A 14,835-nucleotide genomic window follows, 5' to 3' on the forward strand; every position below is an offset into this window, starting at 1 on the left:
GCCTATAATCTCTTTTTTTAAGATAATTAAAGTGAATTGTAATAAATATCTTTAATTACTTGCTATTAGTGAGAGTAAATTATCTAGTTTATTTACTTTTATTCGACACCAATAAATCCTCGACCTTTAACATTAATGCTTGCACTTGGAAAATAAGATTTGACATCATCTTTATAGCCATAATTATTTTCCTCTATCCGTGCTAATGCATTTCCTCTCAAGAAAATTTTTGCTGTTGTATTATCAATATCTACACAAGCATAGAAACTAGCATTGTTAAGAACCCCATTTAATGCGGGAACTTTGAGAGAATCTTTATTTTTTTTACTTTTAGGAAAAATAGATTTGCAGTCTATAGTTTTAAAACCTTGACTTGAATCAACATAGTCAACCAATACATCAGCACTTTGACTTCTGCTATAGATACCATCTTTTTTCCAAGCATTCATTTTTTGTTCGAGGGTTCCTTGAATACTTAAATCAAATTTAGCAAAACCTGGATCTGGTTTCTGGATATATTCAGAAGTTACTTTAGTATTATATTCATCATCGGGCTCAATCCCATCATTCAGTTCAAATCTAGCAATGCGATATTGATTAGACCAAATATTCTTTGCATCATTTGTTTTGTTATCTTGTATCAAATAATAAGTAACTAAAGAATAAACAAAAGCATCATTTTTTGTCTTACTACTTGTAACTTTTTTCAGTTCTATTGCTTCCTTCTCAAATTTACGCTTCCAAAAAACAAGAACCGGGACTCGATCGCTTGAACTATAATCCAGTAGCTGATTTCTTATAGCTTTTATTCCATCAGCATCATATATATAAATTGCCTGTTGTAAATCTTGAGCAATATAATCTAAAGCTGTTTGAATTTCCTGTTCGGAATTAATTTTGGCTTGTTCTTTGCGATCTGTATCGAGAATATTAATCATGAATCCTAGTAATGGTGTAATTACCAGTACTGCTAGAATCATGGCTACCATCAATTCTATTAGGGTAAAACCTGCTGTTTTATTGACTTGTTTAAATTTTTTATGTTTAAGTTGAGCGTTGAGAAAAAAATTGAGTTTATTAAAATGAGATTTATTGAGCATTTCAATGCTTTTCATATTTGAAAAATTAAGTTTATATTGAATTATTTTATTTACACTTGGAATATGTATTTTTACTGTCTTCCAATCGCGAGCAAAAATCTGCAAATGTTGTGTTTCTGGATGCAATATCTGTAGTCATTTCTAGTAGAGGTGCTTTTAAATTACCGAATCCTCCACTAAAAGCGGATTGTGTAGCTTTTTTCTTTTGGTCGCTTTTTTCTAATGATTTACTATCTTTGAAAGCATCTGCTCTGTAAACTCTAATCCCTAAACGGTAACCTCTATTTGCTTCATCAGTATTAGGGTTATAAGCAAACGCTTGGACAAGTATGTCCCCCGATTCATCTTTTGTACATTTCCCATCACCACTACCATCGATACAATACAGTTGATAGGTTTTATCGGTGGGAGCAGAACAGTAATCATTATCTTTTCGGCAATTTAAACTACCAGATGGAGCCTTGACTTCAGCAATTAAATTATTATCTTTTTTCGTGATTGGTGGCGATTCAATAGATCCAGAAGTAACACCATCAATGTATGTTTTAGCTGCTTGGGTTGCAAGTTCCACCCTTCTGGAGTTAACTCTGCTGGCAGTAGAAATTACAATTACAGGTGCGATCGCAGTTAACAAAATGGCAACAACAATAATCGCAATCAGTGATTCGATAATAGTAAAACCAGTATCATCTGTTTGTGGGTTAACTCGTTGTTGAATTTGGATCATGGCGTTTTGATGTGAGGACTGCGGTAACTTGTGAGTCTAAAACTGTTAAAAAATCTATATCGTGATTTCCAAAACTTTAGCTACGTGAGTACTTTTTACAAAAGTCTTGTGGACGTTGACTGGTGGGAATAGCTGTTCCTGTACGACTAATTGTGCTAGTACCCGTAGAACTATTGACAGTAACTTTGATTGTTTGAGCACATAACAGTGTTTTGACCCATTCATCATCCCGACCGACTTCTCTAAAAAATTCATTAGGTTCCCCTGCAGGCGGTAACGTGAATGTTTCTGTAAACAAATCTGGTAGTTGGGATAATAAGCCAACATCAAAACCCCACTGACGGGAAGGTGGTGTATAGAAGGGTGTCATACCTTCACCTATGAGACCTGTTCCAGTATTACTATTCCTGTAAGCCTGTCGGTAATCATTACCAAATAGAGCAGTACTACCTTTGGGTGTTTTTCCATTCAGTTGAACAACCTGCCAAGGTCCAGTAGCATAAGCACTGCGTTTATATTGGATTAGAGAACCACTGAGATTATGATTAGTGTTGTTCCAGGTTTCTAGATAGCGTACAAAGTTTTCCAAACCACCGTTTGATTCGCTTGGTCTTCCTGGGGTGTCTCCACCAGCAATAATTAAGTTAGTTGTAGTATCTGTAGCTTGCTGCAACCAGTTTCCATCTGTAGCAACTCCCCTGTCTCTATCTGTTGGGAGATTGGTTCTATCATTACCAGGGTCACCACTTCCACTAGTCCACTTGTCACGCGGTAATTGAATTTGTAGTACTGGGACTAATATTGGTTGTTCGTTAGGATCGGTTCCATTCAAAGCATTACCGTTAATACTTTTATAGAACAGGAATTGACCATTCCCGTAATTGGTATCTGTGGGTATTTTTTTATTCGGTAAGGTTTTAGCAGTCCTAAACCAGAGAGCATTGTCTTTGATTCTTGGTAATTTGTTTGCGGTCCAACTTTGTCCTGTAACGGCATTTTTAGGAAATGCTTGGATATTACCAGCAGTATCAATTCCTAAAGGAACTGGATGACCTTGAGTGTCAAGTATCAAGTTTCCGGTACTGCTATCCCGAGCGAAAGCTACACGACGAGCGTAACTTTGCAATGTATTCTCTGCTAAATCGACGGTTGTACCTGCTAAGTCAATCGTTGCTTTATTGTATTTTTGACCAATTCTAGATGTGGCTGTGGTTCCTCCAGAGCTAATAGCTTTGCCATCAACCGTCCAATCATCTGCAGTACAAGTGTAAACAGGAACTTTTATGCAAACTTCCGTTAGGTACTCATTAAACTTCACCCGTCTCTGGATCGGAGTCACAAAGTTATTGACATAGGAACTACCTTGAAGTCCAGTTTTGCTAGTATTGAAATCTTTGGGTAAGCCCTGGGAAGTACCAGCACTGTTATACCAAGCACTGCTAGTAGTGAAACTATTATCGAAAAATCCTTGTTTTAAACGAACTGCGGTGATGCTGATTTGGTCTTTTTCTCTAACAGTGTCTTTTGTATCGCCATCACCGTTAAGATCGACCTTTAAAGTAATTTCACTTAAAGCATCTGTAGCATCACCATCGTTATTAAAATCAAAGTTAGGAATAATAGCAGTTCCGGCATTATTTCTCAGGTCGTAATCTCCCTCATTACGAAACCCAAAACGAAAGTTATCTGAAAGTACTGTGACCGCATCTGCAACGACTGATGCTGCGCGCCAACTATCTCCTGTAGTACACTTAGGAAGCCTTTTATCATTTTTGCGGCAAGCAAAATTATTATCAAGGGTTTTATTGCGGATATAGAACCTACTCCAGTTTATCTTGCCAGTTTTACTATCTCGTAACTGATCGACAAATTCCTCAACTGGATTGCTAGCGTTTCCACCTTTAGCATGAAGGTTAAAATCACCTTTGATATACGTAGGTAAATTACTTGCTAATATTAATCCTTTTTCTTCTTGTCTAAACTTAACATCACGATCGAGACGGCTACCATTTATCAGCATGATGCCACTCGGACGGCGAGTCGGGTCTAATCTGTAGTCAGTGGGACTAATTAATTCTCTTTGTTCGGTTTTATTATCTGGAGTGTCACTGAGATCGGCTAAAGCATCATTTCTCGTAGCATAAACAATACCACTATTGGGAATTAAATATTCTTGTTTTCCACCACCGCTATGGCTACCAGAGATTTTTTTCTGGCGTATTTTATCAACATCTAATACCGTTACCCTTACCTCTAAGGGTTGGCGCTGCTCAATACTCCTGGTATAGTCTTCTCCTAATTCTGCAAGTTTTAAGTTTGTGTCAATCGATTTAATCTGGCGAGCATCTAAAAATGCTGTTTCGTAAATGGCTCCATGGGGTATTGGCGGAGAGGTACTAGGAGATTTATCCTTAAGAATATCGAGAGCACAAACTGCTGCATCTATTGCCGAATAATCTGCTGCTGTCCGCTTTGTACTGGATTTTTCTAATGCTCTTCGCAGAGGTTCGTTAACAAAACGCCCATCTGGAAATACCATTCTTGCTTGTCGTTCTAATTCTGCTGCATACTTACCCCTTCCACCAAAGGTATACACAACACCATTATTAGATTTACCTTGGGTAGTGCTAGAGTCAGCATCTGGATTCTTCCATCTAGCTTTTACCTTGCTATTATTTTGAGCTGTAACTGAGTTTGTTGGATCGTAATAGCTACTAACACAGGCTATAGGTTGTTGATCCTGACCATAGTCCTTGGCGTAATGATAAACAGCAGTTGCTCTCATTAAGAGATCGCCTTGACGGGTTTCACCATTTCCTGTCGTCATTGGCATAGAATCAGACCAGACAATGATTGGGTCTTTACTCTTAAATTTGAGGCTATTAACTTTAATTCTTTTAGAATCAATACTGCTAGGGTCAACAAAATTTGTATCCCACTGTGGTTCGGGTAAAAACGACTTATCAACTCGCTTGTAGGTGACGCCATCAACATAGATACCTGCGCCAGTTACAATGCGTATTCCACCAATATTGTCGAGTAAATCTTTCGGTTTTTCCGTTGCTTTTTCTTCAAAAAAACCATCCCGATCAGTAGCACCAGCCAAACTGACCAATTGCTCAATTTTGGTGGCGCGGGTACGATACTTATCCTTATCATTTGTGTAATCATCCCATTCGGTACGAGGTGTACTGGGATAATCTACAGATTGAGGTGTGTTGGTACCAACAAAATCTTTAATAGTCTTATCAAACCACAGAGCAGGTAAATTATTTCCGACTAAAATGCGATCGCCAAGTAATTTCTCTTCTTCCCTATACTCTTCTTTGAGTTTGTTGGGTTCGGTAGCGGGTAATTTCTTCGGTTGAAGTGATAATCCCGTATTAGCGCTAGTAGGATAAATCCAAGTATCTTGAGGTCGTAGTAAATCACCAGTACCTTGAAGCTGAGCAGTTCCAGGATTACCTCCTAAAGGAACTTTTTTAAAAGTAACTTTGCGAGTTCGCTTTCTAAAGTAAGATTCTAACTCTTCTCGACGAACTTCATTTCTATTTAAACCAGGATTATTTTCCAGCCGAGTAGTGACATTATCTCTTACTTCAGAAGGGTCTTGGGTACTAGATTTAGTAATCTGTTTATTTACTAACAAGTTAACTCTTTGAGCATAAGCTTGAGTATTAAAAGCAATCTCTGCAGAAGAATTATTAGCAGATTTATCACCACTATTAAAAGTCTTTTGGGTCGGCTTATTTCCTGGTCTAAATAAATCTATATCGACACCACCTCTTGTACCGACACCAGTAATACGACCAAAACCAACATTTCCACCAACAATTATTTTGCTATTCTGGGCGTTATAAAAACAGGAATCTGGGTCGCTAACTTGATAAAATCGGATATCATTAAAAATTTTAGCTGTCAATAAATTACTGTTAGTAAATATCCTCCCATTAAGACTTAGTCCAGCACCAGGGGTTATTTCTAAATCATCTTCGTAAACAACAGCATTATTACTCAGAGGAATCCGTTCTTGATCTTGCTGAAATTCAATCGCAGAAAAGCCCTTATTCCCTTTATAAGCTTCGTACTTTGTTGTTGTTAACTTTGCAGTTTTGAGATATGCATCATCAATTGGTACTGTGGTCGAGTAAACAAAAAAGCTTTTCTTGAGGGTTCCATCTAATCGGTACCAACCCGAACCACTAACTAAACTTGCACTTGTACCTGCAGCTCCACCACAACTTTTACCTGCACCCATCGGACGCGCTCTCGCATCAAGAGGAGTACGAGCCCGGTTAAACTTAGCTTCATCATTACGACTGGGGCTACGGAACAAGACACCATACAAAGTTAGGCTGTCATACTTACCATTATTATCTGTATCAACAGGAAATCTCCAAGCAGTTTTGATGACTTCTCTGTTTTCTAATTCGGTACTATTTTTATCATTAATTCCACTTTTGCCGTCAAGATTGTAGCTTACTTCTAAAGGTGTCTCATCACCAAAAGTATATTTAGTCAGATTTTTAGTAAAAGCATCGTACAAAGAACTATCAGAAGGTGTGGAGCGCGGTAGAGTTGGATCGGTAAATAACTGATTTATTTTTGCTTTAGCCCGCTCAATTGATGGCATTGCAGCACTTAATACTGCTTGATTTACACGAACATTACTAGCATTTTCAGCCCGTTTGAAAGAGCGAAATAAAATCGCAGTGGTCAGTAATATAACCACCAAAGTTACCATCGCTACAGTTGGTAAAACAAAACCAGCATTTACCCAATCTGCTTGTCTTCTACTGACCAAGAAAGTCCGCAACAACCAAGCACGTTGTTCTCTAATTTCTAATGTAGATTTTTGATAATTTTTTTGATAGAAGCTTTTGATCAATTTGACTAATTTGCTATTGGGATGCATAACTACCTTCTGGTCAAAAAAACGATGCGATAAATGATATTACTTTTTCAAAAATTCTTTTTCTTATTTTTATACTCGTGCAATCAAACTGACCTGAAAATAAAATTTGCAGGCAAAATCAAGTTTAATTTGTATGATGATTTTTAGTAATGAATGGATTATTTAGTGGATGAACAATTTTGAACGAACTATAGGAATAATATTTGATTTGTGAATATTAGAGACGTAGTATGGTACATCTCTCTAAAATACTCATGCTAAAAATGAATGATTTAAGATTGCTATATCGGATTATTTAATTTGTAGCTGAAACAGAGTATAAATGTCATCAATTAATCCCAAAAAAAGCAAAAATTTACTTTAAATTATAAGTAAATGAAGTTGCTATTGGGAGAGTAAACTTATGTTACCCATTTGCAGCGAGAAATATATCAGTTAGGGGAAATAAAATTTTGGTAATTGGTAATTGGTAATTGCTGTATTTGAATCGACCTAACTTAAAAAATTATCGATGTCTGAACATAATGTGGTGATAGTTGTGAAAAACTTATTCATTTTTTTGGCTATGATTTGCATTTTGGGCTGCGCAGAAACAAACTCAGCTAATGTGCAACAACAAAATAAAAAGCAAAATGTTACGAAGAAAAAAGTTAATGAAGCTAAGGTGGTATCTGTTAAAGCTCAGGGAAAACCACAAAACTATACCTTTAATGTGGGGATTTCCAGCCCCGATACAGGTTGCGAACAATATGCTAACTGGTGGGAAGTACTAAATGAAGAAGGTAAACTTCTCTATCGTCGTATCTTGGCACACAGTCATGTTAAAGAGCAACCTTTTGAACGTTCGGGTGGACCTGTGACCGTGAGCGATAACGAAATAGTAATAATCCGAGCACACATGAATAATTCAGGTTATGGGACAACTGTTTTCAAAGGTTCAGTAAAAGATGGTTTTAAACCAACTCAACTGAAAGCCAATTTTGCTTCCGAGGTGAAATCCCAACAACCACAACCGAGTGGATGTGCTTTTTAGTGTCTTTTAGAAATCAGAAGACAGGAGTCAAAATTAGAATGTTCTTTACTCCTGACAGTATTTTAGCTGTATTTCATTTGCTTATAATCCAATAAATATAGTTCCCAATCGCTATATGCTGCTAAGAAGGCGCGGCTAGCGCCACGCAGTGCTATCCCTAATCCCCAATCCCGGAAATACCAAAAACACCCGCATCGGTACTCCGCACAGGTGTTCTGGTTTGTTCTGGTTTGTTTGATGATAACTGGCGAAAAATTGCCAGTAATTTAGGTACGAGATTGGAAATGATTGAACCTTAATAGTGGTTAAGATTAATCCCAGCTTCTTTAGCCATTGCATCAATACCTTTCTTTTCTAAAGTTTTGATTGCTTTGGTAGAAAGTTTTAGTTTTACCCAACGATTACCTTTAGCCCACCAAACACGTTTGTTTTGTAGGTTGACCTGCTGAAGACGCTTGGTACGACGGTGAGAGTGGGAAATTGCAAAAGCATTATTTGCTTTCTTCCCAGTAAGTTGACAGCGACGAGACATAAAATCTATCTCCTTGTTTTTTACACGATCTACTATTTTATCTAAAGAAGCAAGTAATTAGGGAAAACAAGTAGACAGTTATCAATTTTGGTTGAATTTTGGGTATTTAATTCACCCAATATCATTTTCGTGGCGGTATATGACAGCTTTTGCTTGAATAAGCAACCATAATTAGCCAATTAACTCATCCGCCGATATAAGAATAACGGTGCGTTATGGCTAACGCCTAACACACCCTACAAAATCGGATATATTTCAACTGTCAGTCATGAATTATCCTACTTAATTGCTTCTTTTGTAAGTTTGGTCAGCACTTCATTAGAACGAAGCACAAAAGATTTCATCCCATCAGCATCAAAGCCCTTCTGTGACATTAATGCCAAATCGTAAACATGTTGGCAAACCATATCTACCAATTGTTGAGTGGGAGAAGAACCATCACCTTGAATAATACTACCTTGGTTGAGATTTGCTAGGTTTTGAATTAATGGGTGGGATGTATTTACCAGTAAAACGTGTTCTTCTGGAAATTCTACGTTTTGCTGTTGCATCATAGCGTTCATTTCCCGCAGACGGCGCAGAATTTCGGGTAAAAGAACCATTGCTGGCGGTGTACCTTGAGGATTATCAGATTTTAAAGCTTCGGTACGAATATTCAGTTTTGGTTTGTTGAGTGCTTTCTCAAATAGCTCTTTGATTTGCTCGCTGCGAGTTTTATTTGTGTTGGGGTCAACGATTTCTTTGTCTTTCTCTTGATCTAGGAGGGTATTATCTAAGTCTGAGTCTACCCGAGTAAATTTAACATCTGTATATTCCCGCTCCAAAAAGCTGATAAAGTGAGTGTCAATGAATGAGTCCATAAATAGAACTTCCAAGCCTTGACCCTTATGCAATTCTACATAGGTGGCTTGTGCTGCTTCATCTGTGCAATAGAATACTCGGTTTTCGTGCTTTTCTTTGTTTCGTTCTAAGTATTCTTTAATGTTAGTGTAAGGTAATTTGTTAGCAGGGGTAACATCTTGCCAAGCATCACCTTCTTCTGTGGGAACTTGAACTGTGGTAGTGTCTGCTGATTCTTCTTGGTATGTGCTACGGAATATTACTATATCTTGGACTTGTTTCTTGAATTTTTCGTCGTTAAGAACGCCAAATTTAACGAAAGTACCGAGATCCTTCCAAGCACCGACATATTTTTCGCGATCGTCGCGGTACAATTCCTTGAGGTTATCTCCGACCTTTTTAGCGATATAGTCACCAATTCTTCTTACGGTGCGATCGCCTTGTAAAGCACTACGGGAAACGTTGAGAGGAATATCAGTACTATCAATTACACCCCGCATGGGTAACAAAAACTGGGGAATAATTTCTTCGCAATTATCACTGACAAAAACTTGGTTAGAGAATAGTTTGATTTGTCCTTTATTAACTTCAACATCAGGCTTGAGTTTAGGAAAATAGAGAATACCATTAACAATGAAGGGATAATCGGTATTTAAATGTACCCAAAGTAACGGTTCTTCTTCAAAGGGATAGAGATACTTGTAAAACTCCAAGTAATCTTCTTTGTTTAGACTGTTGGGTGATTCTCGCCAAGGAGCTTTTTGCTTGTTGAGGACTTCCCCATCCATTTTGATGGGTACCGGCATAAAATCACAGTAAGTCTTAACAAGATTTTTGATGCGTGCAGGTTCTAAAAATTCCTCTTCCTCTTCCATGAGGTGCAGAGTTATTGTAGTACCGCGATCTGTGCGAGATGAATCGTCCAAGGTGAAAGCAGGAGAACCATCGCAAGTCCAATGGACAGCTTTTTCCCCTTCTTTGTAAGAAAATGTATCAATTTCAACCTGCTTTGCGACCATGAAGGATGAGTAGAAACCCAAGCCGAAATGACCTATAATCGCCTGATTTGAATCTGTTTTATACTTCTGAATAAATTCTTCAGCACTGGAGAATGCAACCTGATTGATATATTTTTTTACTTCATCAGCACTCATCCCAATCCCATTATCGGATATGGAAAGAGTTTTCTTATCCTTATCAACAGCAATTTGAATTTCTGGTTCGCCAATTTCACCCGAATATTCTCCAGAGCGCGATACCATGTCCAGTTTAGCGATCGCGTCTACGGCGTTGGATACTAATTCCCGCAAAAAGATTTGATGATCGGAATAAAGTGATTTCTTGATAATCGGGAATATATTCTCAGTATGAATGCTGATCGTGCCTTGCTCTAACATATAACAGCCATGATAATTACGAATATTTTGATTTTGACTCAATTATTAACACTCTGACAGCTTGATGTTGCTGATACCCAGAAATAATATTTTGAGTCAATAAAGAATTTTAAAACTGAAATGCTGTATTTGCTTTTAGTTTAAGGGTTTGTTTGCCGTCTATTAACAATTCGGATTTCACTACTCGCGTATGCTCATAAAAAAATATGTCCTCCTAGCAGGGAAAGTGGAGGAGTTCTACTGGAGCACCTAATTTCTCCAAGAACACTCAAAAACTTTGATAGGACTCAATTTTCGAGATGTGAATAAAATAAGCTCTCATAGCCGAGGACTTGAAAAAGAATAATCTCATAACAGCAACAGTGTTATGTTCCATGCTGTAATGTTACAAATATTAACTTTAAATCTTAATATTTAGCCAAGAGAAGCCGTCGGTCTGATTGAATTAATCCGATTGAATTAAACAGATGGCGTTAAATTATTTATTAGATTTTTAACTTTATGTGCGGAAACTTTCCAATTTAAACGTGCTTGATACTCATTAAATGAAGAGATTGCTAATTCTTTATAGCTTGAGTAGTTAGTGAATAAATTATAAATATAGGTACAATATTCTTCTGTTTTGGCATCCAATGAAAATGTTTTACCGTTTTTACCGTCTTTGATAATTGTAGGTATTCCACCGACGCTACTTGCAATAGATGGGACGCCAAAAGAATTCGCCTCGCAGAATACTAAACCAAATGCTTCAGCTCTTGATGGCAAAATCAGAAAATGGGATTCGCATAATAATTTTTCTATCTTTTTTAAGCCTTCTAGATTTGATTTGCTGATAAATCCCAAATTATTCACAAAATCCGGTAAAGGTTCATTTGTTTGAGGTTTGCAACCAACAATATTTAATTCCGTTTCTAAACCAATAGCATTTAATTGTTTTGCAACTGCTAGAGCAATATCTCCACCTTTACGAACCCAATCGACGCCAATAAAAAGTAATTTGCATTTTGAGGTGTCTTTTTGTTGAATAATGTGATGAATGTCTTCAGGTGTTCGCTTGGACTCCAGGTTAGCTCCCCAAGGAACTACTTTAACTTTATTCTCTGGAATTCCATAGGTTTGCGATGCCATTTTAGCAGCCCATTCAGATGTATAAACAACTAGCTCGCACCTTTTCAGGGCTTCTGATTCAATTTTGTAGATATTTTGAATATTTTCCTGGCATAAGTTACTCATGTAGCTGTAAAAATTGATTAAGCCACTCAGAGTAGTATCTGTCCATAAAACAATTGGTTTTTTGACATCAAGGTATGCTGTTGGAACTGTGCTTTCTGACGATAAAATAACATCCACATCTAGATTACTTAATGCATTTTTTATTTGATGAGCATAATTTTTAACGACCAATGGCTCTGCCCAACGATAATAGTCTTTATTGTATAAATTACGATATAGACTCCATTTAGCTCTGGTTAAAAACGTATATTTTTTCCTCAAAGGTCCAATATATTCAATAGATGTAGAATCATCGAGCAAATTTTTTGCAATGTAAAAACCAGCAGAACAAATTCCTTGTACATCTTTTGTCCAAGATGTTTGGTTTATTAGGTCGTATGATGTTACGCATGCTATTTTCATATTTGTTATTTTAAAAATTTTAATAAAAATGAAAATTAAATTATATATATAGTGTGATTAAAAATAATTAAGTATAAATATAATATTATAAATTATATTAAATATTGAATTTTATATAACCTAATAAAGTACTTGTATTGGCTAGATGAGGAAACTTTTGCAGTAAATTATTACTAACATTATTTGGAAAAATAAGAATAATAATTATTTTCAAAAAAGCCTTATATATAATAGGTTTAAATAAAATATATGGGTCGTATTTAATTATTAAACATAGATATTTTAGTGTTATTGGATTTAAATTTGCCAAAAGTGGAGGTACATCTAACGCTTTATAGATCAGATACTTGTATAAATTTGCTAAACGATGTCGCTTCAAATGTTGAAAGGATGATGCTTGTGTCCGAGCAAATGCTTTCTCAATTACTAACAAGTTTGATTTTTCCTGTCCCACGACGTTAGAGGACATGGAAAAAGGTAGAACACGATATAAAATTTGTACTTTGGGAATAGCGACGAAATGATATTTAGCAGCTAATTTTAGCCACATATCCGTATCTTGAGTATTTGTTAGTGAACCATCAAAGCCTCCTAATTCCCTTAAAACTTTAGTACGTATGGTTACGTTAGAACCACTACCGATAAATTCACTCAATAATAGTTTTGAATAAACATCTCCGCTCCACTGAGCACGGCTACATCGGCGTAAAAATATGCTGTTTTCATCAATAGCATCTGTCCAACTATAAGCAACAACGGCTTGTGGGTTTTCCTGTAGTGCTTTGCAGTGATCTGCTAATTTATCTTTAGTCCAAAGGTCATCAGCATCAATGAAACTAATAAATTCGCCAGAAGCATATTTTAAGCCACGATTACGATTAACTGCTACATTAGCTTTTGGATAGGAATAAGTCTGAATTCGTGGGTCTTTAAATTGAGAAATAATTTCTAAGGTGGAGTCAGTTGACGCTGAATTAATGATGATTAATTCAAAGTCCATAATCGTTTGATTCAGTACTGACTGAATTGTTTCTTGAATAGTTTTTTCGCCATTATATACTGGGATAATTACAGAAACTAGTACCATCTATTATAATTATGATGTAAATAATTCTTATGTAAATAGATACAATGAATCTTTATTTTCAATGATTCTATAATTATTTATTATATATATCTTTTAACAAACTAATCATCCGTGATTGTCTCAAATTTTTATTATTTTTTGTAAGTTAACAATCAATAAATCAGACTAAACATTTTTATTAAATATTAGTTCTTTAAATTTAAATTTTGCCAAATGAAATGGGCTAAAAAAAGTACCAATTAAACGTTCCATTTCACAGATATTAACTATATTATTTTCGCAATTAATAGAAATAAAATCTTGAATATTGGGAAATAATCTCGGACAAATATTAGCGATGAAATGGATAATTATTTTGCATAAATCATTAATCAGATAAAACACAAAAGCTATAGGTCTTTCCCACCACTGCAGTAATAACATTCTTAAGTGGAAGCGCCCTAAACCTATACTGCGCATTAGCTGCGTCAAATAAGTTTTCTCTAATCGCCAAGATGGAATCAGATGATCGATTTCCATGGTTGGGTTATACCAAATTTCCCAACCAGCTCTATAAATATGTAGCAGCACTTCAGCATCTTCACCTCCTGCCATAATAGAATTTCCAGATCTACTAACTAGAAGTAAGCGTGAAGGAACGTATTTTTCCCAGACTTCACGTCTAACAACTAACCCCGCACCTGGAGGAAGTCCTTTTTGGCGAGGTTCGTACAACATAGGCTCAACACCTCGATCCACAATCGCTAAATAAAAAATAATCTTTTTAAGTTCCTCGGAAGGTTCGGTCTCAAACAAACCATGAATTCTACTACTGAAGGCTCCTGCTTTGGGGTTTTTTTTCGCAAATTCACAAGCTGCTTTTACCCAGTTAGAATATGGTAAATTATCATCATCAATAAAACCAATAAGGTCGCCTTTTGCTTCTGAAATTGCTTTTTTTCTGGCAAACTGAACTCCTTGTTGACTTTCAAAGCAATAGCGTAAAGGAACATTTTTTAACCAATTTACTTGATATTCTCGAATAATTTTCGCTGTATTATCTGTGCTGTTGTTGTCAACAATTAGAACTTCCCATTTAATATTTTTTGTATCTATTTGATTTTTTAATTTTTCTAAAACTTGAGGTAAACGTTTCTCGCCGTTATAAGTCGTAATAGCGATAGTTAAATCAAGAGACATTATTTTTTAGATCGTTTATATTTTTTATTGACTTTATTTGTGGTTACGCTTTAGCGTCATTAACATATCATCTAGACACAAACCAATTACAAACTTAAATAATTTATTCAAGTCAAAATAAATTTATGATATTTATCATTTTTTATGGTGCTATAGTGCGTTACGTCGTAATTATAAAGACGAACAGAAAATATATTTTCTCGCGCGCTTAACACACCCTAAAAAATTTATTATCTTTATTAATATTTTTGTTAAGTACGTTAGTAAGAAAAATCATAACTTGTTTGTAATAGCGCTTTAGCGCTAAAGCGCTACTACTAGCCAAATACAGATATTTTATATTNCACTTACTGCGTTAGATTATGCTCAAAACAATGCTTTACGGCACGA

The 14,835-nt window shown here is 35.9% G+C and carries 9 protein-coding genes; 1 reads left to right on the forward strand and 8 read right to left on the reverse strand.

Translation table 11 applies throughout. The features are described from left to right. Positions 1-98: 98 nt before the first annotated feature. From hpsC to hpsA, 3 genes are all read right to left on the reverse strand, one after another. Positions 99-1,115 (reverse strand): hormogonium polysaccharide secretion pseudopilin HpsC, encoded by a 1,017-nt coding sequence (hpsC, locus tag BC008_RS31840; RefSeq protein ID WP_235595967.1) that lies wholly within the window; start codon positions 1,113-1,115, stop codon positions 99-101. Positions 1,116-1,146: 31 nt separating this feature from the next. Then, positions 1,147-1,827 carry a hormogonium polysaccharide secretion pseudopilin HpsB gene (gene hpsB, locus BC008_RS31845; RefSeq protein WP_027842211.1) on the reverse strand — a complete coding sequence of 227 codons (681 nt, stop codon included), beginning with the start codon at positions 1,825-1,827 and terminating at the stop codon, positions 1,147-1,149. A 76-nt stretch (positions 1,828-1,903) separates the two neighbouring features. Further along, positions 1,904-6,742 carry a hormogonium polysaccharide biosynthesis protein HpsA gene (gene hpsA, locus BC008_RS31850; protein ID WP_027842210.1) on the reverse strand — a complete coding sequence of 1,613 codons (4,839 nt, stop codon included), beginning with the start codon at positions 6,740-6,742 and terminating at the stop codon, positions 1,904-1,906. Positions 6,743-7,253: 511 nt separating this feature from the next. Between hpsA and BC008_RS31855 the strand changes: the two genes are divergently transcribed. Further along, positions 7,254-7,775: a hypothetical protein gene (locus BC008_RS31855; protein WP_036264994.1), complete on the forward strand. Its 522-nt coding sequence runs from the start codon at positions 7,254-7,256 to the stop codon at positions 7,773-7,775. A 295-nt stretch (positions 7,776-8,070) separates the two neighbouring features. Here the strand turns inward: BC008_RS31855 and rpmB are convergent, their stop codons facing one another. From rpmB to hpsE, 5 genes are all read right to left on the reverse strand, one after another. Next, a complete protein-coding gene (gene rpmB, locus BC008_RS31860; protein ID WP_027842208.1) occupies positions 8,071-8,307 on the reverse strand; it encodes a 50S ribosomal protein L28 in 237 nt (78 codons plus the stop codon). Positions 8,308-8,585: 278 nt separating this feature from the next. After that, positions 8,586-10,544: a molecular chaperone HtpG gene (gene htpG / locus BC008_RS31865; protein WP_027842207.1), complete on the reverse strand. Its 1,959-nt coding sequence runs from the start codon at positions 10,542-10,544 to the stop codon at positions 8,586-8,588. Between the two features lie 459 nt (positions 10,545-11,003). Continuing rightward, entirely contained in the window at positions 11,004-12,179 is a 1,176-nt protein-coding gene (locus BC008_RS31870) for a glycosyltransferase family 4 protein (protein WP_027842206.1), read from the reverse strand. A 97-nt stretch (positions 12,180-12,276) separates the two neighbouring features. After that, positions 12,277-13,266: a glycosyltransferase gene (locus BC008_RS31875; protein ID WP_027842205.1), complete on the reverse strand. Its 990-nt coding sequence runs from the start codon at positions 13,264-13,266 to the stop codon at positions 12,277-12,279. Between the two features lie 165 nt (positions 13,267-13,431). Continuing rightward, a complete protein-coding gene (gene hpsE / locus BC008_RS31880; RefSeq protein WP_027842204.1) occupies positions 13,432-14,445 on the reverse strand; it encodes a hormogonium polysaccharide biosynthesis glycosyltransferase HpsE in 1,014 nt (337 codons plus the stop codon). Between the last annotated feature and the right edge of the window lie 390 nt (positions 14,446-14,835).

Source organism: Mastigocoleus testarum BC008 (assembly GCF_001456025.1).
In the GTDB taxonomy this organism is placed as follows: domain Bacteria; phylum Cyanobacteriota; class Cyanobacteriia; order Cyanobacteriales; family Nostocaceae; genus Mastigocoleus; species Mastigocoleus testarum.

Excerpts from the sequence above, each read along its gene's own strand:
- BC008_RS31875 (WP_027842205.1), bottom strand. The coding sequence starts at position 13,266 with ATGGTACTAGTTTCTGTAATTATCCCAGTATATAATGGCGAAAAAACT.
- BC008_RS31870 (WP_027842206.1), bottom strand. The coding sequence starts at position 12,179 with ATGAAAATAGCATGCGTAACATCATACGACCTAATAAACCAAACATCT.
- hpsC (WP_235595967.1), bottom strand. The coding sequence starts at position 1,115 with ATGAAAAGCATTGAAATGCTCAATAAATCTCATTTTAATAAACTCAAT.
- htpG (WP_027842207.1), bottom strand. The coding sequence starts at position 10,544 with ATGTTAGAGCAAGGCACGATCAGCATTCATACTGAGAATATATTCCCG.
- hpsB (WP_027842211.1), bottom strand. The coding sequence starts at position 1,827 with ATGATCCAAATTCAACAACGAGTTAACCCACAAACAGATGATACTGGT.
- hpsA (WP_027842210.1), bottom strand. The coding sequence starts at position 6,742 with ATGCATCCCAATAGCAAATTAGTCAAATTGATCAAAAGCTTCTATCAA.
- rpmB (WP_027842208.1), bottom strand. The coding sequence starts at position 8,307 with ATGTCTCGTCGCTGTCAACTTACTGGGAAGAAAGCAAATAATGCTTTT.
- BC008_RS31855 (WP_036264994.1), top strand. The coding sequence starts at position 7,254 with ATGTCTGAACATAATGTGGTGATAGTTGTGAAAAACTTATTCATTTTT.
- hpsE (WP_027842204.1), bottom strand. The coding sequence starts at position 14,445 with ATGTCTCTTGATTTAACTATCGCTATTACGACTTATAACGGCGAGAAA.